Origin of the sequence: Pseudomonas syringae, from assembly GCF_001698815.1 — a bacterium.
GTDB lineage: Bacteria > Pseudomonadota > Gammaproteobacteria > Pseudomonadales > Pseudomonadaceae > Aquipseudomonas > Aquipseudomonas syringae_A.
The window spans coordinates 317,622-342,010 of the sequence record NZ_LGSI01000068.1 but is presented as its reverse complement, the minus strand read 5'-3'; the positions used below and the strand labels follow the sequence as shown (position 1 = coordinate 342,010).

Below are 24,389 nucleotides of genomic sequence, written 5' to 3'. Positions count from 1 at the left end.
ACATGAGATGCGCTAACAACCCATGGGGACTGATGTAAAAAGCGCCAATCGCTCAGCTCAGATCCAGGCGTTTAAGTCGAGATGCCAACGTCGTGGGTTTTATGCCCAGCAGCTCTGCCGCGCCTTCCTTACCAAACAGCTTGCCCTTGGTTGCCGCCAGCGCAGCCTGCAGGTTGCTTCGCTCAAGGTCACGGATTTGCGCGTCGGTCATGATGATCTGGCGGTCGGTCGCCTGGAAACTGCTGTTCTGGGTGGTCGACTCATCCGGCAGGTCCAGGTTCAGATCCGCGCCAATCGAAGTGATCAACGCGCGCTCGATCACGTTTTGCAGTTCGCGGATATTCCCCGGCCATGAATAGCGTTGCAGCTGCTCGATATCGCTGTTGCGCAAGCGCCGCCCAGGCATGTTCAGACGCTTGCCGGTCTGTTTGAGGAAATGTGCGGCCAGCGGCGCGATATCGATCGGTCGTTCGCGTAGCGCCGGCGACTGGATAGGAAAAACATTGAGTCGGAAATACAGGTCTTCGCGAAAGTTTTTCGCGACGATTTCCTGTCGCAGATCCCTGTTGGTTGCGGCAATGATCCGCACATCGACTTTACGGGTGCGCTCTTCACCGACCCGTTCAAACTGGCCTTCCTGCAGCACGCGCAGCAGTTTGCTTTGCAGTTCCAGCGGGATCTCACCGATTTCGTCGAGAAACAGCGTGCCGCCGTCAGCCAGCTCAAAGCGGCCAACGCGATCCCGTACGGCGCCGGTAAACGCGCCGCGAATGTGCCCGAAGAACTCGCTCTCGAACAGCTCAGCGGGAATCGCTGCACAGTTGACTCGAATCAGCGGGCTGGCATTGCGGCGGCTGGCCTGATGGATCGCGCGAGCAATCAGTTCCTTGCCGGTCCCCGACTCGCCGTTGATCAGCACACTGGCATCGGTGGGGGCGACCACGTCGATCTGTTTGATGATTTTTTTGATCGGTTCGCTCTGGCCGACAATCTCGCGGAAGTTGTGCTCGATGTGGATCTCTTCCTGCAGATAGGCGTTTTGTTCTTCGAGCCGCTCCTTGAGCACCTTGAGTTCTTCCAGGGCGTTTTGTAGCTGGATTTCGGTGCTGCGCCGCTCTGTGATATCGCGAAACACCACCACCGCGCCGACGATTCGGCCCTCGGAAATCACCGGAGTACTGGTGAATTCCACCGGAAACGAACTGCCGTCGCGACGCCAGAACACTTCCTGACGCCCCTCATGCACCACACCGTCGCGCACGGCTTTATAAATCGGACATTCTTCGACCGGGTAATGGCTGCCGTCGGCGTGAGTATGGTGGTGGATGCGATGGATGTTCTTGCCGATCATGTCCTGCGGCTCCCAACCCAGCATGCGCGCGCCGGCCGGGTTGACGAAGGTGGCCAGGCCTTCGCTGTCAATGCTGTAGATGCCGTCGCCCACCGAACTGAGCAGCAACTGGTTATCGCGCTCACTTTCCTGAAACAGGTTGAGAATGTTGCGCCACTCTATCAGCCCGCCGCGCATGGTGCGCTCGGTATGCGCCTGGTCGCGCTGGTACTTCTCATGACTCAACTCGCGCAGCACCAGGATCAGTTGTTGCTCTCCCTTGATCTGCAGGGTTGTAGCGGAAATCTCCAGCTCGATGCGTTCGCCGCTTTTGCAGTTGCAGCTCAGCTCTTCGGTCCAGCCGCGACCTTTGTCCATTACCGCCTGGGTGAACACGATCAGGTCGGCCAGCTGATGGCCGAACAGCTTGCTTACTGGCAGTACCAGCAGTTCCTGACGCGGGTAGCCAAGCAACTTGCAGGCGGCGATGTTCAGGTCGCCCAGGCGATCGGAGAACGGGTTAAGCAGCGCGATGGCTTCGGCGCAATGCTCGAACACCATATGCCGCGACGAATACGCCAGATCGGCCCAACCGCTGAGAGAGTCTGTTTCAGTCATGGCTACGAGATCTCGTGATTTGTCGCTACGAATATTCGTATTTCTACGGGAATCCGTGCTTCACCGATAGCATCAGAAGCGGGATTAAAAACCAGATCAGATATACATACTCAACGAAATCAACCAGTTGGCAGCGTATAAATTTCGGTTTTATTTTCTGGCACGGCGTTCGCTCTATCTCTTGCAACCCGGCAGCCAACACAGGCTGACGTTCAAGCACGAAGAAACTGGAGAGCGACACTATGCCAACCGTGGACATCCCCCATTACAAAGACGGCGACTTCCTGGTCAATTACGAAGAGAAAGTCTTCGAGGACGTCAAAGCCGAGCCCGGCGAAAAAGTCCTGATCACCTTCCACACAATCGCGTTCGAGGGCTCCATTGGCCTTGTCAACATGCTTCAGGCCAAGCGCCTGCTGCGCAAAGGCTTCGAAACCAAGATTCTGCTGTACGGGCCAGGTGTGCAACTGGGCGTGCAACGCGGTTTCCCGACCCTGGGGGCCGAAGCGTTCCCCGGTCATCTGGCGGTGAACAAGCAGCTCATCCAGTTCATGGAGGAGGGCGGAGAGGTCTACGCCTGCCGCTTCGCTTTGCAGGCGCTGTATGGCCAGACCGAAAAAGCCCTGATCGAAGGCATCCGCCCGATCAACCCGCTGGACGTGATGGATCTGCGTCTGCTGATGCGTCGTGAAGGCGCGATGATCATCGATACCTGGACTGCTTGAGTCATCGACACCCTGTAGGAGCGAGCTTGCTCGCGATGGCGGTGCGTCTGAATCACCGCGTCGCCCGCATCGCTGGCAAGCCAGCTCCCACAGGATCTTCCGAACACACTGACTTTAGGACCCATCATGGCCATCATTCGCGCAGCCGCCGTACAGATCAGCCCGGTGCTTTACAACCGCGAAGGCACCGTGGACAAGGTCTGCCAACAGATCATCGCCCTCGGCCGACAAGGCGTGCAGTTCGCCGTGTTCCCGGAAACGGTGGTGCCTTATTACCCGTATTTTTCATTTGTGCAGCCGGCATTTGCCATGGGCGCACAACACCTCAAATTGCTTGATCAATCCGTTACCGTGCCGTCCGCCGCCACGCTGGCAATTGGTGAAGCGTGCAAGCAAGCGGGAATGGTCGTCTCCATCGGTGTCAATGAGCGCGATGGCGGCACGATCTACAACGCGCAATTACTGTTCGATGCCGACGGCAGCTTGATTCAGCACCGTCGCAAAATCACCCCGACCTACCACGAGCGCATGGTCTGGGGACAGGGCGATGGTTCTGGCCTGCGCGCCATCGACAGCGCGATCGGGCGCATCGGTTCGCTGGCGTGCTGGGAACATTACAACCCGTTGGCCCGCTACGCCTTGATGGCGGACGGCGAGCAGATTCACGCCGCGATGTTTCCCGGCTCACTGGTGGGCGACATCTTTGCCGAGCAGATCGAAGTCACCATCCGCCATCACGCTTTGGAGTCCGGCTGTTTCGTGGTGAATGCCACCGCGTGGCTGGATGCCGATCAGCAGGGCCAGATCATGCAGGACACCGGTTGTGGTCTCGGCCCGATCTCGGGCGGTTGCTTCACCGCGATCGTCTCGCCCGAGGGCAAGTTGCTCGGCGAGCCGCTGCGTTCGGGGGAGGGCGTGGTGATCGCCGACCTGGATCTGGCCTTGATCGACAAGCGCAAACGGATGATGGATGCCGTCGGGCATTACAGCCGCCCGGAACTGCTCAGCCTGTTGATCGACCGCACGCCGACGGCCCATGTGCATGAGCGCGGCGCGCACTTTGCGTCGATGGTCACCGAGGAGTTCGATCATGCAAACCAATGAATTGCTGGCTGAGCTGCAATGCCATGGCGTGCGCTGGCCCGTCGCACAAAACGGCTTGTCGCGACAAGGTGGCGCGGGGCCTTCGGATCACAAGGCGCTGAGTTTTGGCAGCCGGACCATGATGGTGCCGATCCTCAATCAAGCGTCTCAGGATTCACCCTATCAAGCGCAGCCCAGCGCCGATGGCAGCCAGGCGCTGATTTTTCGCGAAGGCTTGCAGGTTGGTCAGGTGCAGATGCCCGGTGTGCCGAAGTTCTATGGGTTGAGCACTGCCGATGGCGTTCCCTATTGGAAAATCGCCACGCTGCACAGCAGCGATGTACTCGCGACGACAGTGTTGCAGCACTGCATTCGTTTCAATGATCGCGGCAGTTCCTGTCAGTTTTGCGCCATCGGCCAGTCGTTGGCGGCGGGTAAAACCATCGCCCGTAAACGTCCGCAACAACTGGCGGAAGTGGCAAAAGCGGCAGTGGAGCTTGATGGCGTCAAGCACATGGTAATGACCACCGGCACGCCGCAAACCCCGGACCGTGGCGCGGCGATCTTGTGTGAGTCCGCCGCTGCTGTAACCGCTGCGGTCGATCTGCCAATTCAGGCGCAGTGCGAGCCGCCGGACGATGATCGCTGGTTCCAGCGCCTGGCCGACAGCGGCGTGGTGTCGCTGGGCATGCACCTGGAAGCGGTCACCGACGAAGTGCGCCAACGGATCATGCCGGGCAAGGCCGAAGTGCCGCTGAGCCGCTATTTCGACGCCTTCAGTGCGGCGGTCGAAGTGTTCGGTCGCGGCCAGGTCAGCACCTACATTCTCGCCGGACTGGGTGACAGCGAAGCCGCCATCAGTGAGATGAGTGAACGTCTATGCGCGTTGGGTGTGTACCCGTTCGTGGTGCCGTTCGTGCCCATTGACGGCACGCCATTGGCTCATCACCCAAAACCCGACAGCGCGATGATGGCCCGTTTGTATCCGCAGATCGGTGCGAGCCTGCGTCGGCACGGTTTGCACTCGGATCAGATCAACGCCGGTTGCGCCAAATGCGGCGCGTGCTCGGCCCTGAAAAGCTACGAATAAGCCGGAGAACTCCCATGCCGAATCTTGCCTTTGCCTTGGTCGACAGCACTTTCGAACCGTTTCGCGCCGGTGAACTGGTGGTCAAACCCGCCAGCGAAAATTGGGAGAAACAAGCCTATTTCGCCCTGCGACGGTCGGTGTTCTCCGATGAACAACAACTGCTGGTGCAAGACAAGGACAGCCATGATTTTCAAGCGATTGCTATCGTGGCCCTGGCGGGCAACTGCGGGATTGCCGATCAGGTGGTCGGCGCAGTGCGCATCTATCAGCCAGAGCCGGGCCTGTGGTTCGGCGGGCGTCTGTGTGTGGCCCCGGCGTATCGACGGCACAGCATGATCGGCAAGGCGTTGGTCAACGAAGCGGTGTCACGGGCCAAGGAGTTAGGCTGCGAGGTTTTTCGCGCCACGGTGCAGGCACAGAACGAAAGGTACTTTCACGGCCTGAGCTGGCAAACCCTCGAACAATTGGAATTGCTCGGCCAGCCGCATTGCCTGATGCAGGCGGATCTACCGAGCTACCCGTTAATGCCGCGCCAGGTTTCATTGCGTGCGCTGAAGGTGGCTCGCCATGACTGATGTCGTTGATTTGCCGGCACTGCTCGATACCTTGCGCAACACCCCGGCGATGCGTTCGAAACAAGCGATCCAGCAACCCGCAGCCGTCATCGGCAGCACACAACAATCACTGACCCGCGCGCAGCTTTACGCCTTGCCCGGCGATGACACGGCGGCGATTGTCTGTGGCGATCATTACCAGCTACTGGCCATCGAAGGCATGTTACCGGCGTTCGTCGAGTCGGCGCCATGGTTTGCCGGTTGGTCAGCGGTCATGGCCAATGTCAGCGACATCACCGCCATGGGCGGTCGCGCGACGGCGGTGGTCAACGCGTATTGGCATCACGACAACGCGGCTGCACACGAACTGTTGGCGGGTATTCGTGCGGCCTGTAAAGCCTATGGCTTGTTGCTGGCCGGTGGGCACACCAGCCTCACGGCCGGTAACCCGACTGCGCTCGCCGTGGCGATTACCGGCATTGCGCAAACATTGCTTTCGACCTTACATGTCGCGCCCGGTCAGGTCATTGCCATGGCGGTCGACCTTGAAGGCGCATGGCATGCCGACAGCGCTTATTGGAAAGCCTTCGAAGGTGTACCGGCCGAACGCCTGCGCAGCAAGCTTGACGTGCTGCCGCGCCTGGCCGAAGCCCGACTGCTGCGGGCGGCCAAAGACATCAGCAACGCCGGGGTTCTCGGCAGTCTTTTGATGTTGCTGGAAACCACCGGCTGCGGCGCGACCATCGACTTGGCGGCGATGCCATGTCCGCCGGATGCCGACCTCGTGCGCTGGCTGCAGGTGTTCCCCAGCTACGGCTTTTTAATGACGCTGGATGAGCGTGACTGGACGCACGTGCAGGCCGCATTTGCCTTCGAAGGTGTGCGTTGTGAGCGTATCGGCGAGGTTGATGCCAGCGGCGCGTTAAACGTCCAACTCAGCGATCAGCGCGGCGAATTCTGGAACCTGCGTGAGCAGGCGTTTACCGGCTTCAGCTACCCCCATCTTGATTTGACCCCTTTAAACCTTGATCAACAGGAGCACTGATATGCCCGCCGTCAATTTCAGAATTCGTTGGCCCAATGGCAAGGAAGCGACCGGTTATTCACCATCGACGGTGATTTATCAATACCTGGAGGAGGGCGCCAGTTACCCGCTGGCGGACTTTCTGCAACGCGTTGAAAGCGCGTTGAACAATGCCTCGGAACGGGTCAAGGAGGTCAAGGGCTTCTATTGCAGTTCAGCGATGGACACCTTGAGTTCGCTCAAGGGGCAGGCCAGCTATCTGGTCGAGCCAGACGCTGTCGCCGGGCAGGTAGAGATTCTCAGCATGCGAACCGAAGGCGCCGGGCAGGTGATCGGTGCGGGCTGGAGTTCATTCTGAGTGTTTGATTTTTCCTTTTTGACATCGATGACCGGAGCCGAATATGACCAGCCACCTCACTTCAATCAAACCATCACACCATAGCGTGATCGTCGTCGGCGGCGGTCAGGCCGGGTTATCCGCCAGCTATTACCTGCAACAGCAAGGGATCGATCATCTGGTGTTGGAGAAACACAGCGTGACCCACACCTGGCGTAACCAGCGCTGGGACGCCTTCAGTCTGGTGACCCCCAACTGGCAGTGCGCGTTGCCGGGTTACAGTTACACCGACGGATTCAAGGGAACCGACCCGCACGGGTTTATGAAGAAGGATGAGATCAACCAATACCTGGCCGGCTTCGTCCAGTCGGTCAATGCGCCAGTCCGTGAAGGCGTCGCCGTGCAACGGGTGATCCCTCGCGTGGCAGGTGGTTTCGAGGTGCACACCTCGCAAGGTGAGTTCAGCGCCGATCAGGTGATTGTCGCGTCGGGCGGTTATCACACGCCGATCATCCCGCGTCTGGCGGAACGTTTGCCGGCGGGTGTTCACCAGATTCATTCCGAGCAATACCGCAATCCGCAGGCGTTGCCCGCAGGCAATGTGCTGGTAGTCGGCTCCGGCCAGTCGGGTGCGCAGATCGCTGAAGACTTGCACCTGGCCGGGCGCAAGGTCTATCTGGCCGTCGGTGATGCACCGCGTTGTGCGCGTTTTTATCGTGGCAAGGATGTGGTCGATTGGCTCGCTGAGATGGGTTATTACGAGATTGGCGTTGATACGCATCCGCTGCGTGAAGGCGTGCGTGACAACACCAATCACTACGTCACCGGGCGCGATGGCGGGCGCGACATCGATCTACGCAATTTCGCTCGCGAAGGCATGGAGTTGGTCGGACGTCTTGACGGGTTGCAAGGCACGCGGCTCCAGTTCGGCAACAACTTGGCCGAGAGCCTGGACAACGCTGATGCGGTGTACAACCGGATCAATGGCTCGATCGACAAATACATCGAGCAGCACTCGATTGATGCTCCGCCCGGTGAACGTTATCAGCCGACCTGGGTACCAGAGCAGGAACGCAGCGAACTGGACCTTGTAGGCGAGGGAATCACCAGCATCATCTGGTGCATCGGCTTCAGCCCGGACTTTACCTGGGTCGAGGCTCCGGTCTTCAATGGTCGCGGCCATCCCGGGCATCAACGTGGAATCACTTCGCAGCCAGGTTTGTACTTTCTTGGATTGCCGTGGCTGTACACCTGGGGCTCAGGTCGATTTTCGGGTGTGGCACAAGATGCGCGATACCTGGTGGACCGCATCAGTGCTTTGCATCACAAGAGTCCGGTTCAGGCGAGAGAGGTAGCTGAGTTAACCCAGTGATAGGGATAAAAAATATGAGGCTGACCGGCCTCGTATTTTTTGGGGGCTGTATAGATCGTGTAGTGGTCTAATGATTCCGGACACCCATTTAGGCGAGAATGCTCGCCAGGTTGTCCCTTGCCATGAAACGCCCGTTTCGGCAATTTTGTAGCGTTGTTAGCCTCACTCACACAGTGGCGATAACTCTTCGAGCATCACTTCGCGAGCGCATTGCGCAAAGCGGCTCACCAGCCTTGACTGCGGATGGTGCGATGGGAAAAGAAGCCCGATCACAACCGGAATGCTTTCGGTGAATGGACGCGATTCGATGTCATTGATCGTCGCTTCCTCAGCGGCTGCTACCGGGTTGATTAAGCTAACGCCCATGCCTGCGCCTACGAGTGCGCAAATTGACGAACCCAGGCTTGCTTCCGCAACGATGAATCGGCTGACACCAGCCTGTTCGAAGATCTGGTCAATACGTTCCCTAACAGGGCTCGTGCTCGGAAATGAGACATAACGTTCGTTCGCAAAATCCTGAGGCGTGACCCGATCCAGTTGTGCAAAGCGATGGCCTTTTGGGAACACAGCAACACAGTTCGACTTGATAACGGGGTCAACGAGGATGCCGGGCGTTTGGCCATAAAGCATGGCTAAACCGGTACTGCACATCCCGGAGCGTATCCACTCGTTAACAGTGCTTTCATTGCCGGACTGGATTGTCACCATGACGTCCGGAAGCTCCAGTTTGAATCGGGCGACTGCCCTTGCCAGCAGACCTCCTGCCAGTCGAGGCATTGCCGCGAGCACTAAACGATCCCTGCCAAACGAGCGAATTACCGCTGCAGCCGACTCCAGGCTGGACAGCCCTGCGAACGTCTTCTCAACTTCGCCATAGAAACGCTCTCCGTCTACCGTCGGCTTGAGCTTGGTGCCATGCCGTTCGAATAACGGGAACTGCGCAAGGTTTTCGAGTTGCCCGATCAGGCGGCTAACTTGAGGTTGTGAGGTATGCAGCTTGCGGGCAGCAATCGTCATGGAGCCCGTCATCATGACCGCGCGGAAGGCCTCGATCTGGCGAAGCTTCATATGGCCTTCGCTCATATCAGTCCTGTATCTAGTAATACGTAAGAGGTATTGGGCTTAAATATATTCTTCATGGATACTTTTTGCCACTACCGATCTCCTGCTCTCGGTCAGTTCTCGACAAAAGATAAAGATGTTCTCTGTTTCGATTACCGAGGAAGGAAAATGAAAGTAATTTCAGCTGTAACAGCGCTGGCGGCATTCGTACTCGGCGCGCATGCGTTTGCAGATGGGCGAATCGACAGGATTCGCGAGTCAGGCTCAATCACACTGGGCTATCCGGAAAGTTCGGTGCCATTCGGCTACCTAGACGCCGAGCAGAAACCCGTGGGCTATACGGTCGAGATATGCGAGGCCATCACTGCAAAAATCAAGACTTCACTCGGCCTGAAGTCTCTGGAAGTGAATTACAACCCTACGGCTTCGGCGACGCGTATTCCGTTGCTGGCCAATGGCACGATCGATCTGGAATGCGGCAATACCACTAATAAAGCCGATCGCCACGCACTGGTGTCTTTCGCCCCCACGACGTTTGTCGCCCAGGTCGTGCTGATGGCTCGCAAGGATGCCGGGGTGGACGTGAATGACCTCTCATCCTTTCGCGGCAAGACCATTGCAGCGCAAGCGGGTGGGCAGACGTTCAAGCTGATCTCGATGCTTAATGCCAAATATGACTACGGCATCTCCATGGCGCCGGCGAAGGACACTGCAGAAACCTTCCTGATGGTTTCCAGTGGCCGCGCCGCAGGCTCTGCTAACGACGATGGGTTGGCTTACGGTGCCGTGGCGTCGTCCAAAAATCCTGAAGATTTTGTGGTGGGTACTAAAGGTCTGGAGCTGGCGCCCTATGGCATCCTGGAGCCTAAGGACGACCCTGAGTTCAAGAAGCTTGTGGATACTGCTGTGGTTGAGCTCATCAAGGATGGCACTGTCGCCAAGCTGTACGACAAATACTTCACGTCGCCGATTCCGCCGCGCGGCATCAATCTCAAATACCCCATGAGCGCTGCACTCAAAAGGGCGTTGGCTAATCCGACCGATTCGCCTGATCCCGCCACTTACGAGTAAGCAAACCCATGAACTACGACTGGAGTTGGAAGATCTTTCTTGATCTGTCTTCCAATGGTGTTGATAGCTACCTGTACAACTTGCTAACGGGCGTTGGCTGGACATTGGCACTGTCTTTGTCCGCCGGCATCGTGTCCTTCGTCCTGGGCTCAATCGTAGCGGTCATGCGAACGTCGCCTTCGGTGCTGCTGCATTTTATCGGCACGGTGTACGTCGAGATATTTCGTAATATCCCGCTGCTGGTACAGATGTTTCTCTGGTATTTCGTCCTTCCGGAGGTATTGCCCAAGGAGTGGGGTGACGCTTTGAAACAGATGGGGCAGCCTTGGGGGCAATTCATACCGGCTGTGCTGTGCCTGAGCTTTTATGGCACCGCGCGGTTGGCAGAAACGTTGCGTGCAGGTATCCAGTCGTTGCCGCGAGGGCAGGGCCAGGCGGGTACGGCCATGGGCCTGACGCCTGTCCAAGTGTATCTCTACGTGATCATGCCCCAGGCTTATCGGATCGTGATCCCGCCGCTGACCTCCGAGTTCATGGGCATCGTCAAATACTCTTCCGTGGCGTTGACCATTGGCCTTCTTGAGCTGACCGGGCAAGCGCGAGCTATGCAGGAGTTCAGCTTTCATATCTTCGAGGCGTTTTCAGCGGCAACGGTCGGTTACCTGGTGATCAATGGCTGTGTCGTTCTGGTCATGCATTACGTGGAGCGCCATTTTTCCCTACCCGGAAAGATTGGCTGGAAGGCACGAATGAAATTGAGCGGGAGTGCCTCATGAACTTCGATTTCGCTGCCGTAATCCAGGCCATGCCGTACCTGTTTGGGACTGGCATGACCTTTACGCTCACCTTGACCATTGCCGCCGCAACCATGGGGCTGGCACTCGGGACACTCTTGGCGGTGATGCGTTTGTCACCGTATCGGCTCCTGTCGATACCGGCAGCCGTTTATGTCAATACCATGCGGTCGATCCCGCTGCTGCTGGTGATTTTCTGGTTCTACTTTCTGATGCCGTACATAGGCGCCTGGATAACGGGTTCTTCACGGCCCATGAATGTGGGGGCATACAAGTCAGCGATCATCACCTTCACCCTGTTCGAAGCCGCGTATTTCTGCGAAATCATGCGCGCAGGAATTCAGTCGGTATCGCGGGGGCAGATGTCTGCTGGGCTGGCGATCGGGCTCACTTATCGTCAGTCGATGCAGAGCATCATCCTCCCGCAAGCCTTTCGCAACATGCTGCCGTCGCTGGTGACGCGGGTAATCATTCTGTTTCAGGACACTTCACTGGTGTACGTGCTGTCGTTGACCGATTTCCTAGGCGCTGGTGCAAAGATCGGACAGCGTGATGGCCGACTGGTTGAGTTGTATGTGTTCGTCGCGCTGGTTTACCTGGTGATCTGCTTCAGTGCCTCGCGAATCGTCAAGCTGCTTGAAAGAAGAGCGCTTGTAGCGCGCTGAATGTCCATTTAGTTAGTGTCAACCAAGCGGGTTATCCCAGATGATTGAATTCAATAACGTCAGCAAATGGTACGGCGAGTTCCAGGTGCTGGACAGTTGCACCACTCGTGTCACAAAGGGTGAAGTAGTCGTTGTATGCGGCCCCTCTGGTTCAGGCAAGTCGACCTTAATCAAGACCGTCAATGCACTCGAACCCTTCGAGAAAGGCACCGTATTGGTCAACGGCATCAGTGTGGGCGATCCGAAAACCAACCTGCCTAAATTGCGTGCGCAAGCAGGTATGGTCTTCCAGCACTTCGAGCTGTTCCCGCATTTGTCTGTAACTGAAAACCTATGTATGGGGCAGATTAAAGTACTCAAGCGCAACCCTGAAGAAGCGAGAGTCAAAGCCCATGCGCTGCTGGATCGGGTTGGCCTGCTGGCACACAAGGACAAACACCCGGGCATGCTTTCGGGTGGACAACAGCAGCGCGTAGCTATCGCGCGTGCCTTATCGATGGATCCTACAGTCATGCTGTTCGATGAACCGACCTCGGCGCTCGATCCAGAGATGGTCAATGAAGTACTTGATGTTATGAGCGACCTTGCTCGTGAAGGCATGACCATGATGGTCGTTACCCATGAAATGGGCTTCGCACGTCGGGTCGCCGATCGGGTGATCTTCATGGATGGCGGCAAGATTATTGAGGACTGCGTCACTTCAGAGTTTTTCGACAACGTCGAAGCGCGCAGCGAACGCACCCGCCAGTTTCTTTCCAAAATTCTCCAGCACTAAAACAGGGGTTTCTCATGTCAGTTTTGAATGCCCTCGAACGCAGGGCGGAAGCTTCGACGCCCGTTGATTTGCGTAGCGATACTGTCACCCGCCCGACCCAAGAAATGTATGAGGTCATGCAGTCCGCGCCAATCGGCGACGATGGTCTGGATTTTGACCCCTCGGTGCGCATGCTTGAAGAAAGCGTTGCCCGACTACTAGGTAAAGACGAAGGTTTGTTCGTGCCCAGTTGCACCATGGCGAACCTGTTGGCGGTACTGGCACAGACGGGCCGCAGCGAACAGGTTGTGCTTGAGTCCAGCGCGCATATGTTCACGTCAGAGCGTGGCTCCGCTACGTTCACCGGTCTGTTCTATCTCGGCGTTTCTGGGCTACGGGGCGCGATGGATCTCAATGAGGCCGAAGAGGCGCTCAAAGGGGGCAAGCACAAACTGCAGACCGGCCTGCTGGCTATGGAAACCTCACATAACAACGCTGGCGGCACGGTACCTGCGCTGGAGCATATGGAACAGGTGTATCGGATGTCCGAAGCGCGGGGCGTCCAAGTGCATCTGGATGGCGCTCGGCTATTCAACGCAGCGGTAGCCTTAGGCGTGAGCCCCGAGCAGGTGGCCCGCAACGCCGATACTGTTTCGGTATGCTTGTCTAAAGGGCTTAGTGCCCCGGTCGGTGCCGTGTTGGTTGGATCTTCCACCACGATGGCTCAAGCGCGGCGGCTGCGTCGCATGCTTGGCGGTACTCAACGCCAGGCTGGGATCATGGCAGCCGCGGGTTTGTATGCAGTCCAAAATATGGTTGCGCGTCTGGACGAAGATCACCGTCGAGCCAAGCTGCTTAGCAATAAGATCAACCAAATGGGACTTGCAATCAGTGCTTCGCAGCCGGACACCAATATCGTTCAGGTTGATATATCACAAACGGGTCTGGACAGTACGACCTGGGTGCTGAATCTTGAGAGTGTTGGTTTGAAGGTACGTCCATGGGGGGCCGGAAAACTGCGCTGTGTAACACACCGCCATATTGACGATAGTGCTATTCAACGAGCAGCGGAATGCTTCAGAACGGGAATGGCGTCGGCAAATCAATAAGTTGAGGCTGTAAAGTCTGCCCTTGCTTGGGCGAACCAAAAATGTGCTGCGAAAAGTGCGCTCGCTGAGCTTGCAGGGCAACCTTTCGGTAAGCTCAGTTGAATCGGTTCGCACAGCATGCTTGCAAGGGCAGGGGTTGGCGATGCTGACGTATTGGGATGTACGCCAGCAACTGGAAGATGGATCACTTGTGCGCGTAAAGCTTTTAGACGCTGACATGGAATCCTTATCAATTTGGGCCGCTGTCCCATCGAGGCATTTTACGCCGCTGCGTGTAACTGCTTTCTAGAGCTTCTTGAAAATACTCTGCATCCATCCAAGTAAGGCGGTTAATGAGCTGACACCGAGTTTGCCGCAGAGAGAACGTTTTTTCAGGCGCTGATGCAGATCACTCACTCAACTTAGGCAGTCGGCTACCGATAAGTATCCCGGAGTTTTTTCTGATAAGGATCGACATGATTCCTTAGGTTTCGCAAGTTTGTGGAATAGGGTTCATAGGTTAGTGGAAACAGACATAGGGTTCTGGCTACAAGGTTTGGATACATGATTTAACATAATATACATTATGCGTACCATTGTGTTGCGCCACGGGTCCCGTGTTCCTCGCAGATTTAAGCCTTGAGACTCTCATGATGTGAGCGTCAGTTAAAACTGGGACTGAAATCAGTTAAAAATGGAACTGCCAATAAATCAACTGTTTAGGCAAGATTCTTAATATTTTCTAAAGCTTTTCAAAATCCAATGTTCGAAAAACTTATCCTTTCACATTTCAACTAAATACCTAAGCAGCTGATCAGGCTCAGATTTTTTGGTGTTATTTTTTACGTCAGTTAAAAACGAAACTAATTAATGGAAACAGAAAAAATCATTTAAAATCGGAACTAAAAAATACCGATAGTAACGTTGACATACCCCGTGCAGTGGAGATATTAATGAAAATGAGCTGACTTTCTCATAACTAGTCTAGCGTCAGTTCTACCATTCGTTCACCTACAGCCAGAGATTGGAACTCCATGCCCGAGAAACTGATCCCATTATTCGAAACGTACAAACGTTTTCTCAGATTGGACCCCAACAGCTTATCCAGAGAGCAAGCGGCGGTCATTCGCTGGCTTGAGTCCTTCCCAGAGAATCTCGATGCAGTCAGTTCCTATCGCGCCGTCAAGGGATTCCTGCTCAATTACGCAGCCAATTCAGCGACCTTTAACGCCTACCGCTCTTACATTGAGCGATTGCTGCTTTGGACATTGCTCATTTTGAAGAAGTCACTGATGACTCTGACACGCCAGGATTTCGAACGCTTTATGACGTTCTGTTTGACACCACCTGCCGATTGGGTTGGCCCAATTGTAAGAAGTCGTTATCAGCGTGTCGGTGGCATTATTTTAATGCCAACGGATACTTACGTGGTTAATCCTGAGTGGCGTCCGTTCAATCACACGGTGCGGAAGCAAGATCGGAAGTTCGCTGAAGAGCAACGTATGGAGTCTGTGATTACACCCTACAAGATGAAGAAGGACTCAATCAGTATGACCTTCTCTGTGTGTGGTAGCTTTTTCGAATGGATGGCTAATGAAGGTTTGTCGAGCATTCCTAATCCTATTCATGCCATCAAACAGAAATCCAGCTACAGAAAAAAATCTGTCGCATCGATGGCTCATTCACTAACGTCGCGCCAATGGGATTTTGTCTTCGAAACCGCGCAAATGATGGCTGACCAAGAGCCCGAAATGCATGAGCGTACACTTTTTATCGTAGCTACCATGTACTCGCTGTATCTGAAGGTAACCGACATTGTGGGGAGGAATGGCCGCGAGCCGATGATGCGTGACTTCCGTAAAGATGATCAAGGGAATTGGTGGTTTTACGTGATCAACCAGGGGGAGGAATTCAGCCGAGTCAGCGTTAAAGACGAGTATATTCGAATTTGGATGTCCCGCTACCGTCTATTCTTAGGGCTAACGCCGGAACCCTTCCCAGAGGATGATTCTCCGCTATTACATTCCCTTAGGAAGCTCGGAGGCTTATGCGACAGACGTATCAGGGATTTGGTTCAGGATGTCTTCGATAAAGCGTACGAGCGTATGCGTATAGATGGCTTTTCAGAGGATGACATAAAAAACTTGCGCTCTGCTTCGCCTCACTGGCTCAGAGATACCTCCGCTTTAATTGATGCGCAGGTACGGGACCATAAGCATCTCCAAGCCGATCTGGGACACCAAAATCTCTCGAGCACGTTGGACAGGTACTACTATCGTGATGATCAAGATCGACATCGCTCAAATAAAAGTTAAAGTCAGTAAAAAGTGGCGCTAATAAAATCAGCTAAAAACGAAACCAACAATAATTTAAAAGTGAAACTAATTTCAACTGATTGTCCTCGCCCTCAGCAATGCCGGCTTTGATGTTTTTTCATCAATGAGTGTTTCACCCCGTGCTAGCTAGTGATTTTCTGGTAAAGGCTCCGCTCAAGACTCTAAAAATGGCAAACTAAAAAGTCAGTGAAAAGTCAAATTAGCTATCCCAGAGTCATTTAAAACTGAAACCTTTATAGTGAGACACCTTTAAAAGGTAGGTTAATTTTTTAGCCATACCAACCCATTAAGAAATCATGAAAGTTAAGATATTATTCTCTCTGCTTTTTTTGCTACGCTCGTCTTGCTTGCTTCTTAGTTTGGTGGGAGTCTATGCGCTTGCCGTACGTGACGTCTTATTATAACATCCTGAGAATGCACACCATTATCGGCTTGAGAGTTTGCTAAACTAAATGCTTGTTTAGTTGAGTTATCCTAGCATGCGCGGTTGGTGGCGGGGCAGATTGCCCTATTATTGAAACCAAATATCCGATAATGCCCAGACCCGGATATTCTCCTTTAAGTTAGATCTTTCGTTTTCCAGGTCAAAGTCCATGCCGTCTGTGCCGCAACCGCTGTTTGAAAGTTACCGCCGTTTCCTGGAGCTTAACTTCCATCAGCTAAGCCAGGAGCTACCTGCGGTCGTCGATTTTTTAGAAAGCGCGCCAGTAGGAACGGATGCACACGAGGGATACATGGCCGTCCGTGGCTTTCTCAAGTCGTACGCTGGGAACGAAGCCACCTTCAATTCCTACCGTACGCACGTTGAGCGGCTGCTTTTGTGGTCCTTGCTCCTGGCCAAGAAGCCGCTGCTTGAACTGCGCCGAAGCGATGCCGAACAATTCATGGAGTTTTGCCTCCGGCCTCCGGAAGCCTGGATCGGTCCGGTGGTCAAATCACGGTTTCTGGCCAGTCCCTGTGCTCATAGCACCGGAGGCAAAACCTTTTACGTGAATCCAGCCTGGCGGCCTTTTAGCCAAACCGTGCCTAAACGCCAAAAGCATCTCCTCGAACCACCACCGACGGCGCATTACAAAATGGCGCAAGGTTCAGTCGCTCAAGTGTTCGCGGTATGTGGCAGTTTTTTTCAGTACGTAATGGACGAAGGCATCACTGAGGCTAATCCGTTCCGCGCAGTGAAACAGAAGTCGATATACAAGCAGCGCAATACACAGGACGTATCTGGACGCGCCCTCTCCCATCTGCAATGGGATTACGTAATCGACACCGCTGAGCAGATGGCTGATGAAGATGTCGATCACGAGCGAACGCTGTTCGTGTTGACCACCTTGTTTGCGATGTACCTTCGCGTTTCAGACCTTGTAGGCCGCGACAACTGGGAGCCCGGCATGGGTGATTTTCGCCGTGATAGCTCCGGGAACTGGTGGTTCCATGTCGTAGGAAAAGGCAACAAGGCCGCTAAGATCAGCGTGCGGGATGACTACGTGGATACGTACCTGCGGCGCTATCGCCGACATCTGGGGTTGAGCCCCCTGCCCTCACCACACGAAACCTATCCGCTTCTGACAACTTTGGCTGGCCGTGGCGGACTTTCGGGCCGACATGTCCGGCTGCTGCTCCAGCAGGTGTTCGACCGAGCGCTGGCTAAAATGACGACCGAAGGCCGCAGCGAAGACGAGATTGATAATCTTCGATCCGCCTCGCTGCATTGGCTGCGGCATACATCCGCAACCTTCGACGCTCCGTATCGAGATATGAAGGATTTGCAGGCTGACCTGCGACATAACAGCCTGAGCACTACCCAAAATACCTACTACAACTCGTTGGACGAGCAGCGTGCTCACTCCGTCAAATACCTCAAGCTGAAATAGCGCCTCTGTGGCAGATTCAGTTTCGGGTGAGACATTTACCAGCAGCATTGTGAGTACCATGACGAATCCCACCTGAATGTCCTGTTATCGGTTAATCCTCAGGCTTCAAGTTGGCATTTTCCCACTACAAAGTGCTGTTAGACGTTTTGATCAACTCCGCGAACAAAATCCTGAAGTCTTCGAGGCTAAAATGAGTGCCAACGCCGCGATGGTCCGGGATCATGGATGCCAGCCGTTGGAGGCGATTGATTACTAGCTCTACAGGCCCTTTCGACACCCCAAATCGGCACGACTTACCTATGCACATCGTGGCTAAGACGCCTTCATATAGTTCGGCGCTCCAAACGCCACCATCAATCCCCTCCTTAATCAGAGGCATCTGGCCGGAGGCGTCGGATACACTCTGCTGAGCTAAGGAGGTCTCAGAGGCATTCCGCACAGCATCCAGTCGGGCTTCACGCTCAGTCGCTGAAATTGACGATCCCAGGACTATGCGTCTCTCCATATCCACGAGTACGCCCATAGTCGGTCGGCATTTGCTACCGTCACTCAGCGTGACAAGCGCGTCGAGACGGGAACATTCAAGCGCTGTCTTCAGAGGTTCGCGTAATGCCCATCTAATACCGTCCAACCGGAGAATGAGCCCTGCCCGACCGGCCTTGTGAAATTCCAGGCTCACTGCTGAGTGGCTCTGAGCGGGGTCCACAGCCTCGTTAGATCGCCTTGTGATGTCGGCATCCAGAGTCCAGATTGTCCTGGAACTCCATAGAGAGTTGGTGAAGCGAAAGCTTCCGGCAGCAGTCGTCCCAGTCGAGCGGTTAGCTCTTGCTATATTCGCCGCCGCTGAGTTGGTATCAAGCACTGCCTGGACAGCCAACCGCCCTAAACCTGCAAAGTACTCCTCGACAGTCAGGAACACTAGGATTGGCACGCTACGATCAAGCGCCGCCACACACTCTGCGAACACAGGGGCTGCCGACGGACAGAGCTGCGTCGTACGTTTAAGGCCTAGCTCTTTGTTGAGAATCAGGAACTGTGCATCGCCAAGATGGTGGTCAAGGCTTTGGTCAAGTTCTTCTGTGCTCAGCGCCGCAAACGTGTGGTAGCCCAGCAGCGCGGCGAGCACCTCGATCAATACGGAATGTTTGACCTCGATGCTTTGTCTGTTTAGTGATTGTTTTACGTCCGCTGCGGCGACTTTAATAAAATTGGCCATCTCAAATTCTCCGGTGCTGTCGTTGCAGCTGGTCGTTTTTTGATAGCAAGACAGCTAGGAAAAGAGATGCGAAAGGAGATGAAATCTTGACTGCTCAGCCCTCTTCAAGTCGACCATGCTTAGGTGAGGGAACCTCCTATACGGTAATGCATTTTCGGAGTTGCTACCAACGGCGCGATGGGTGTGCGTTCGGCTTAGGTACAGCTCCGCGTCCCTGCTGATGCAGAATTGACCCAGCTGGCGACTTGGCGTTGCCCCATAAGCATTCAGCGCAAAGTCAGAACTGCTGACGCTTTACGAATTAGAAGCGTGGGTAAACGAAATTTCGGCAGCTGGGTCAGTTTGGCATCAGCTGCAACAAACTGGGCTTTTCTGTGGGCCCCGAACCCTGAAAGGAACACCAGATATTGGCATAACGCTATAGTGAAGCCTTTTACGCCATCCCCTCTTGGGCGGCGTGTTGAATTGAGATTTATTGAATGTCAAAGCGCGTAGACTTGGCTGTACCTTTCGAAGAGAAAGATGACGCTAAGCATTTCGGCGTTGAATGGGACGAAGAGAATCGTGTCTGGTGGACCACAGAAGACCAGATGTGCGAGGAGTTGGAGCGCTGGCTTCCGTTCACACCAACACCTGACGAGGTAATTCAATCGCTTCCAAGACTCAAGTCGACGGCATCGGAAATAGAGCATGTAAAATTGCTTTCACAGACCTGCGAATTCAGGGAGTGGATGCTTCTGATGCTGCCAGATGGATTATGGGGCGCGTTTTGGCGGGATGATCTGGATACCAACTTCGCCTCATCGGTCGTAATTGGGGACTACGACAAAGGGTGTCGTTTCATCTCCAAAAAACCGTCCGAAGTTCTCGACTTTATGCGTGAAAATCGACTTTACACTGGGCCGCTCCGCACATCCGAGCGTGATTGGGCTCGCGACAAAAACGAACCAGAAATCCCAAGCGAAGCTGAAGATGCGCCTTGCTGCTTCGGCCAACTCACCATAGGTGGAAAAACCATTGAGATTCAGCTGCCCTGGGTGTGTGAGGGCCTGATTGGGCATCTAGCCGAAAACTCGCCGATGCCGTCGATGTCCAGCCGTCTGTCTGCCGAAATATTTGAGTATCTTGATCGGCACACCCCTGCCAGCGTCAAATATCCACTCATAAAACAGATCGCGTATTCAGAAGAAATATCGCAAAAATTGCGTGTACCTCTGCCTTGGTCAGCACGCCAGAACCGTGTCGCCTGCCAATCGTTCATCGACACACACAAAGCCGATCTGACTATGTACCGCTCTATGCACAAAGACCTCCACCGAGGGTCCTGGTCATTGGTCAAACAGATCAACGACTACATCAAGTGGTCTACTGCTCGTTCGATGCTATCAGCAGGAATACCGTGGGAGACAATTGCAGAGCATCTGGGCGTCAAGACTAAAATCACGATTGAGAAGTACGCCACCAAAGCCGACGAAGCGGAGCGGGAGTCCCCTGAACTTCTCTCAGCACCTCTTTACTTGGATTTGATTAAGCTGGGAACTGGAGGTGAAAGTGTAGACCTCGCCGTAAGTCGAATGATCGATGATCAGGTCTGGGAAGAATTTAGCCATGAGCGTTTAGTTCGAAGCTTGCTGAAAGAGGCGCAGACTGTTTCAGAAACTTAAGTTCTAGATCTGAACATACTCGTCGATGCAGCAGGGTAATACGCCGTTTGGTGCTGCGAGAGATTGTAAGGCGGGTGTCGCGGTGGGTTTTCGGGCCGACATGTCCGGCTGCTGCTCCAGCAGGTGTTCGACAGAGCGTTGGCTAAAATGACGATCGAAGGCCGGAGCGAGGACGAGATTGATAATCTTCGATCCGCCTCGCTGCATTGGCTGCGGCATACGTCCGCAACCTTCGACGCTCCGTATCGAAACATGAAGGATTGCAGGCTGACCTACGACATAACAGCCTGAGCACTACCCAAAATACCTACTACAATTCGCTGGACGAGCAGCGGGCGCATTCCGTCAAGAATCTCAAGCTAAAATAAGGCCGCAGATCGCTTTAGCCCATGACGTCAGATTGCTGTGCGTTTTATTAATCGACGCTTGCATTTTATAGTTGTAAGGCTAAATTGATGTGTGCAGTTTTTATGGATGATCTAGAGGAAGGCAATTATGTCGAACAAAGAAATTCAGCGGCTTTTTGACTGGCTTGCCGACAACCTACCTGATATACCGTTATTTTTTGATGGCAAACTCGGAGGGGTACAAAACTGTATCATTGATGATGGAAGCTTCAAGTTCTCGAACGCAAGAGCAACAGCTATATTCGATCGCCACCAAATCCAACCACAGGCATTGCCGCCAGACAATAATCAAGAATAGTCCGGTCGAAAGCCCGTTGAGCCCCTTAAAATATTTCGGATGTCGCGCGTTCCCGATGCATGGTGTTAGCCCCGAATGGGGCTAGGATGTGCGGCGAGACAGCTCTCATAGCAGATGACTTCGAGTAGCCACCCCCTGACCAGATAGCGATAGGTGCTGAGCGTGATCAGCTAGGTGCCTGAGGGCAATAATTCGTTTGGCACGTTCTGCTATGGCCAGCGCCTTTTCATTAGGTTGATAGAAATTCGTCTGAGTAAGACAGGCGGCGAAACCAATCCGAATGTTCCAGATCCTCACAGGTTGGGGGGCTGAGCAATGCAAATGAATATAGGCAGTAACGTAACGCCCCCTCGTACCCACTCCTGAATTGCCTACTGTATGGCACTCTGCTAGCGTCTCCTGACTTACCATCAGAAGGGAATTGTATGGACGTGCAAGGACAGGTACGGATCTGGTTGCTTCAGCAGCAAGATTGGATTCAGGAGGCTGCTGACAAGCTTCTCAAAAAAGGCTCTGTGACTCCGGAGGATATTTCTCAAATAACCGCCCTGCTGAAAACCCAGCAAGGTCAGGCGGTTTCCAAACACCGCAGCTTTGATGAGCTGACTCATGCCGCAGCGGGTTCGGTACTGCGCTTGCGAAGCCTCTCGGATGTGACAGGTATTGAAAGCCTGGGGCCACGAGCCCCCTTAGAGTTTGGCACGGGCAACTTGACCGTGATCTACGGGCAAAATGGTTCTGGAAAGTCTTGCTACACCAGAATCTTGAAGAAAGCCACGGGGAAAACTCGCGCAACTGACCTAAAGCCTAACGTTTTTCAACCAGCTCCGACCTCAAGCAAGTGCACAATTAACTTCGAACTGGATCAAACCGCCGACAGCGTCGAATGGCATATCCATCACTCGCCTTTAGAGAAATTGCGCGAGATCGATATTTTCGATAGCGACGAAGCCCAGCATTATCTGAAAAGCGAGAGCGCAGCCACATACAGCCCTCCCATCATGGGGTTGTTTGAAAAGCTTGCCACAGTTACTGATAAAGTCAAAGAGCTGTTACAAGGAGAACAGGATTCGCTCGTAAGTGCCCTTCCCATCATTCCACCCGCCTATCAGGAAACCAGTGTAGGCAAATCCTATCGGGCCTTGAGCACGCTTAAAGCATCCGCAGTGGAACAGATGTTGCACTGGACTCCGGAAGACATGGCCAGCCTCGACGCGTTAAATGAGAGGTTAAAGGCCACAGATGCAGCATCAATAGCAAAGCAAAAGCGTGAGACCAAGAACCAAGTGGTACAGATGTCCATTGCCGCCAAATCTGCGCTCACAGCTTATGGACCCCAGCAGATCGACATCATCCGGGCACTGCGAGCTGATGCGGTTGCGAAGCGCCGAATCGCAACCGAGGGAGCACAGGCAAAATCGGCCATACTTGATGGTGTGGGAACCCCTACCTGGAGAGCACTGTGGGAGGCCGCGCGTCAGTATTCGTTGATTCCCTATGCGCAAGTACCTTTTCCCGTTACCCAAGATGGGAAGTGTGTTCTTTGCCATCAAGATCTCTCAGAAGAAGCGCAAGCACGGCTCAATAATTTTGAACAGTTCGTTCAAGGCCGTTTGGAGACCGACGCCAGGACGGCCGAAGCCGTATACGCTGAAGCCTTGCTTAGCCTTTCAGCTTCTCTAACTGAATCTCAAGTCCAGACTCAATGCACAGCTGCTAGCTTGACTCCAGAATGGAAGACCGCTCTGTGGAACCTATGGAGTTCTGTAACCCAAATTAGAACCGCGCTACTGGGTAATGAGACGGGAGAAATCGCCGGAGCCCTGCCAGACTTCACAGCCAACCTGTCGATACTGGACAAATATGCCGAGCAACTTGGCAATGAGGCCGATCAGTTTGATCAGGATGCCCTTCAGTTCGACAGGCTGAAAGCAAATGCTGAGAAGACCGCCTTGGAAACAAAGCAATGGGTTTCGCAACAATCTGACGCCATTCGAAATGAGCAGTTAAGGCTCAAAAGTTCAAAGCAGCTGGATTCATTGAAGACCCTCGCGAGTTCTCGGCGGATTTCGACCAAAGCAACAGAGATTTCAGAGAACGTAGTCACAGAGGTGTATGTTGCTCGGTTCAATAAAGAACTTCGCTTGCTAGGCGCTACACGTATTCAGGTTGAACTAGTCAAGACCCGAACCTCACGCGCCAAGGTGCTACACCAACTTAAGCTGAAAGCAGTCAAGAACACGGACCATTCGCCCGATAAAGTTCTGAGCGAGGGAGAGCGAAGGATCATATCCTTGGCAGCTTTTTTAGCTGATGTGACTGACAAGCCTGGAGTTGCGCCCTTCATCTTCGACGATCCAATCTCTTCACTGGACCACGATTTCGAATGGCAGGTTGCTTGCCGCTTAGCTGAATTAGCTAAGGACCGCCAAGTCCTCATTTTCACTCACCGTCTATCGCTTTATGGGGCTATGGAGGATGTAGCAAAGAAAATTGGAGATGGGTGGAAGAAAGCGAATTATCGGGCTATGTGTATCGAGTCATACGGAGGTGCATCAGGACACCCCGCTGATCAGGCCGTATGGAACAGCCCTACGAAGACGGCGAATAACATTCTACTTGATAGACTTCGTGACGCAAAAAAAGCAGGTGACACAGCTGGCGCGGTAGCCTACTACGCGCTTGCCCAAGGGATCTGTAGCGATTTCCGCAAGTTGATCGAACGCTCCGTTGAGGACGACCTGCTACAGAAAATCGTTGTACGTCACCGCCGGGGAATTTCCACCGATGGACGTCTTCCTGCCCTGCTTGGGATCACTCACGAGGAGCTTCACCGCATTGATGAGCTGATGACGAAGTTCAGCTGCTTTGAGCACAGCCAATCCGATGAGACGCCGGTTCAGCCACCGGAGGAGGCGGAGCTAAGGGTAGATATCGAATCCCTTAAAAAATGGCGTGACGAATTAGAGGCGCGGCGAAAACTTACTGCATAGGTGCCCCATCACGCCATTAGCTAGGCGTATTCCAGCG

General features: G+C 54.2%; 21 protein-coding genes and 1 pseudogene. 19 read left to right on the top strand and 3 right to left on the bottom strand.

Translation table 11 applies throughout. The features are described 5' to 3' along the window. Window positions 1-52: 52 nt before the first annotated feature. Entirely contained in the window at window positions 53-1,948 is a 1,896-nt protein-coding gene (locus AFK24_RS25060; RefSeq protein ID WP_065835785.1) for a sigma 54-interacting transcriptional regulator, read from the bottom strand. Between the two features lie 242 nt (window positions 1,949-2,190). Between AFK24_RS25060 and AFK24_RS25055 the strand changes: the two genes are divergently transcribed. From AFK24_RS25055 to AFK24_RS25025, 7 genes are all read left to right on the top strand, one after another. Further along, complete coding sequence (locus tag AFK24_RS25055; protein WP_025859346.1) at window positions 2,191-2,673, top strand: MSMEG_0572/Sll0783 family nitrogen starvation response protein; 483 nt, start codon at window positions 2,191-2,193, stop codon at window positions 2,671-2,673. 126 nt (window positions 2,674-2,799) lie between these two features. Further along, window positions 2,800-3,777: a Nit6803 family nitrilase gene (locus AFK24_RS25050; RefSeq protein WP_065835784.1), complete on the top strand. Its 978-nt coding sequence runs from the start codon at window positions 2,800-2,802 to the stop codon at window positions 3,775-3,777. Then, the gene (locus AFK24_RS25045; protein WP_065835783.1) at window positions 3,764-4,846 is read left to right on the top strand and encodes an MSMEG_0568 family radical SAM protein; all 1,083 of its coding nucleotides are present in this window, start codon (window positions 3,764-3,766) and stop codon (window positions 4,844-4,846) included. The genes AFK24_RS25050 and AFK24_RS25045 overlap by 14 nt, the downstream gene beginning before the upstream one ends. A gap of 14 nt (window positions 4,847-4,860) precedes the next feature. Continuing rightward, window positions 4,861-5,421, top strand: a complete 561-nt coding sequence (locus AFK24_RS25040) for an MSMEG_0567/Sll0786 family nitrogen starvation N-acetyltransferase (RefSeq protein ID WP_065835782.1) — start codon at window positions 4,861-4,863, stop codon at window positions 5,419-5,421. Then, window positions 5,414-6,445, top strand: a complete 1,032-nt coding sequence (locus AFK24_RS25035; RefSeq protein ID WP_065835781.1) for a sll0787 family AIR synthase-like protein — start codon at window positions 5,414-5,416, stop codon at window positions 6,443-6,445. The genes AFK24_RS25040 and AFK24_RS25035 overlap by 8 nt, the downstream gene beginning before the upstream one ends. 1 nt (window position 6,446) lies before the next feature. Continuing rightward, on the top strand, window positions 6,447-6,782 hold the full coding sequence (locus tag AFK24_RS25030) for an MSMEG_0570 family nitrogen starvation response protein (RefSeq protein WP_065835780.1): 336 nt from the start codon (window positions 6,447-6,449) through the stop codon (window positions 6,780-6,782). Between the two features lie 43 nt (window positions 6,783-6,825). Next, window positions 6,826-8,133, top strand: coding sequence for an MSMEG_0569 family flavin-dependent oxidoreductase (locus tag AFK24_RS25025; RefSeq protein WP_065835779.1), 1,308 nt, complete (start codon window positions 6,826-6,828; stop codon window positions 8,131-8,133). Between the two features lie 162 nt (window positions 8,134-8,295). Here the strand turns inward: AFK24_RS25025 and AFK24_RS25020 are convergent, their stop codons facing one another. Continuing rightward, on the bottom strand, window positions 8,296-9,216 hold the full coding sequence (locus tag AFK24_RS25020; protein WP_170826391.1) for a LysR substrate-binding domain-containing protein: 921 nt from the start codon (window positions 9,214-9,216) through the stop codon (window positions 8,296-8,298). A 54-nt stretch (window positions 9,217-9,270) separates the two neighbouring features. On the opposite strand from AFK24_RS25020, the gene AFK24_RS25015 reads away from it, so the two are divergent. The 8 genes from AFK24_RS25015 (at window position 9,271) to AFK24_RS24985 (ending at window position 17,774) form a co-directional block, all read left to right on the top strand. Then, window positions 9,271-10,266, top strand: coding sequence for an amino acid ABC transporter substrate-binding protein (locus AFK24_RS25015; protein WP_205884880.1), 996 nt, complete (start codon window positions 9,271-9,273; stop codon window positions 10,264-10,266). 8 nt (window positions 10,267-10,274) lie between these two features. Next, window positions 10,275-11,042 (top strand): amino acid ABC transporter permease, encoded by a 768-nt coding sequence (locus AFK24_RS25010; protein ID WP_065835777.1) that lies wholly within the window; start codon window positions 10,275-10,277, stop codon window positions 11,040-11,042. Then, window positions 11,039-11,725, top strand: a complete 687-nt coding sequence (locus tag AFK24_RS25005) for an amino acid ABC transporter permease (RefSeq protein ID WP_065835776.1) — start codon at window positions 11,039-11,041, stop codon at window positions 11,723-11,725. Before AFK24_RS25010 ends, AFK24_RS25005 begins: the two co-directional genes overlap by 4 nt. A gap of 40 nt (window positions 11,726-11,765) precedes the next feature. Beyond that, a complete protein-coding gene (locus tag AFK24_RS25000; RefSeq protein WP_065835775.1) occupies window positions 11,766-12,500 on the top strand; it encodes an amino acid ABC transporter ATP-binding protein in 735 nt (244 codons plus the stop codon). 14 nt (window positions 12,501-12,514) lie between these two features. Next, window positions 12,515-13,588: a threonine aldolase family protein gene (locus AFK24_RS24995; protein ID WP_065835774.1), complete on the top strand. Its 1,074-nt coding sequence runs from the start codon at window positions 12,515-12,517 to the stop codon at window positions 13,586-13,588. 43 nt (window positions 13,589-13,631) lie between these two features. Next, window positions 13,632-13,877: a LysR substrate-binding domain-containing protein gene (locus AFK24_RS32125; RefSeq protein ID WP_430962174.1), complete on the top strand. Its 246-nt coding sequence runs from the start codon at window positions 13,632-13,634 to the stop codon at window positions 13,875-13,877. A gap of 724 nt (window positions 13,878-14,601) precedes the next feature. Beyond that, a complete protein-coding gene (locus AFK24_RS24990; protein WP_080482297.1) occupies window positions 14,602-15,882 on the top strand; it encodes an integrase in 1,281 nt (426 codons plus the stop codon). 614 nt (window positions 15,883-16,496) lie between these two features. Then, window positions 16,497-17,774, top strand: coding sequence for a tyrosine-type recombinase/integrase (locus tag AFK24_RS24985; RefSeq protein ID WP_080482296.1), 1,278 nt, complete (start codon window positions 16,497-16,499; stop codon window positions 17,772-17,774). A gap of 124 nt (window positions 17,775-17,898) precedes the next feature. Here the strand turns inward: AFK24_RS24985 and AFK24_RS24980 are convergent, their stop codons facing one another. Beyond that, window positions 17,899-18,990 (bottom strand): hypothetical protein, encoded by a 1,092-nt coding sequence (locus AFK24_RS24980; RefSeq protein WP_065835772.1) that lies wholly within the window; start codon window positions 18,988-18,990, stop codon window positions 17,899-17,901. A gap of 479 nt (window positions 18,991-19,469) precedes the next feature. Here AFK24_RS24980 and AFK24_RS24975 point away from each other — a divergent pair, with 479 nt between their 5' ends. The 4 genes and pseudogenes from AFK24_RS24975 (at window position 19,470) to AFK24_RS24965 (ending at window position 24,352) form a co-directional block, all read left to right on the top strand. After that, window positions 19,470-20,654 carry a DUF5710 domain-containing protein gene (locus tag AFK24_RS24975; protein ID WP_065835771.1) on the top strand — a complete coding sequence of 395 codons (1,185 nt, stop codon included), beginning with the start codon at window positions 19,470-19,472 and terminating at the stop codon, window positions 20,652-20,654. A gap of 78 nt (window positions 20,655-20,732) precedes the next feature. After that, window positions 20,733-21,022, top strand: a pseudogene (locus AFK24_RS31695) (site-specific integrase); the annotation flags it as partial. Window positions 21,023-21,149: 127 nt separating this feature from the next. Then, the gene (locus tag AFK24_RS24970; protein WP_065835770.1) at window positions 21,150-21,359 is read left to right on the top strand and encodes a hypothetical protein; all 210 of its coding nucleotides are present in this window, start codon (window positions 21,150-21,152) and stop codon (window positions 21,357-21,359) included. Window positions 21,360-21,784: 425 nt separating this feature from the next. Then, window positions 21,785-24,352, top strand: coding sequence for an AAA family ATPase (locus tag AFK24_RS24965; protein WP_065835769.1), 2,568 nt, complete (start codon window positions 21,785-21,787; stop codon window positions 24,350-24,352). Window positions 24,353-24,389 lie beyond the last annotated feature (37 nt).

Excerpts from the sequence above, each read along its gene's own strand:
- AFK24_RS25020 (WP_170826391.1), bottom strand. The coding sequence starts at position 9,216 with ATGAGCGAAGGCCATATGAAGCTTCGCCAGATCGAGGCCTTCCGCGCG.
- AFK24_RS25035 (WP_065835781.1), top strand. The coding sequence starts at position 5,414 with ATGACTGATGTCGTTGATTTGCCGGCACTGCTCGATACCTTGCGCAAC.
- AFK24_RS25000 (WP_065835775.1), top strand. The coding sequence starts at position 11,766 with ATGATTGAATTCAATAACGTCAGCAAATGGTACGGCGAGTTCCAGGTG.
- AFK24_RS24975 (WP_065835771.1), top strand. The coding sequence starts at position 19,470 with ATGTCAAAGCGCGTAGACTTGGCTGTACCTTTCGAAGAGAAAGATGAC.
- AFK24_RS24965 (WP_065835769.1), top strand. The coding sequence starts at position 21,785 with ATGGACGTGCAAGGACAGGTACGGATCTGGTTGCTTCAGCAGCAAGAT.
- AFK24_RS25010 (WP_065835777.1), top strand. The coding sequence starts at position 10,275 with ATGAACTACGACTGGAGTTGGAAGATCTTTCTTGATCTGTCTTCCAAT.
- AFK24_RS25030 (WP_065835780.1), top strand. The coding sequence starts at position 6,447 with ATGCCCGCCGTCAATTTCAGAATTCGTTGGCCCAATGGCAAGGAAGCG.
- AFK24_RS25040 (WP_065835782.1), top strand. The coding sequence starts at position 4,861 with ATGCCGAATCTTGCCTTTGCCTTGGTCGACAGCACTTTCGAACCGTTT.
- AFK24_RS24970 (WP_065835770.1), top strand. The coding sequence starts at position 21,150 with ATGTCGAACAAAGAAATTCAGCGGCTTTTTGACTGGCTTGCCGACAAC.
- AFK24_RS25045 (WP_065835783.1), top strand. The coding sequence starts at position 3,764 with ATGCAAACCAATGAATTGCTGGCTGAGCTGCAATGCCATGGCGTGCGC.
- AFK24_RS24995 (WP_065835774.1), top strand. The coding sequence starts at position 12,515 with ATGTCAGTTTTGAATGCCCTCGAACGCAGGGCGGAAGCTTCGACGCCC.
- AFK24_RS24980 (WP_065835772.1), bottom strand. The coding sequence starts at position 18,990 with ATGGCCAATTTTATTAAAGTCGCCGCAGCGGACGTAAAACAATCACTA.
- AFK24_RS25015 (WP_205884880.1), top strand. The coding sequence starts at position 9,271 with ATGGATACTTTTTGCCACTACCGATCTCCTGCTCTCGGTCAGTTCTCG.
- AFK24_RS24990 (WP_080482297.1), top strand. The coding sequence starts at position 14,602 with ATGCCCGAGAAACTGATCCCATTATTCGAAACGTACAAACGTTTTCTC.
- AFK24_RS25060 (WP_065835785.1), bottom strand. The coding sequence starts at position 1,948 with ATGACTGAAACAGACTCTCTCAGCGGTTGGGCCGATCTGGCGTATTCG.
- AFK24_RS24985 (WP_080482296.1), top strand. The coding sequence starts at position 16,497 with ATGCCGTCTGTGCCGCAACCGCTGTTTGAAAGTTACCGCCGTTTCCTG.
- AFK24_RS25055 (WP_025859346.1), top strand. The coding sequence starts at position 2,191 with ATGCCAACCGTGGACATCCCCCATTACAAAGACGGCGACTTCCTGGTC.
- AFK24_RS25005 (WP_065835776.1), top strand. The coding sequence starts at position 11,039 with ATGAACTTCGATTTCGCTGCCGTAATCCAGGCCATGCCGTACCTGTTT.
- AFK24_RS25050 (WP_065835784.1), top strand. The coding sequence starts at position 2,800 with ATGGCCATCATTCGCGCAGCCGCCGTACAGATCAGCCCGGTGCTTTAC.
- AFK24_RS25025 (WP_065835779.1), top strand. The coding sequence starts at position 6,826 with ATGACCAGCCACCTCACTTCAATCAAACCATCACACCATAGCGTGATC.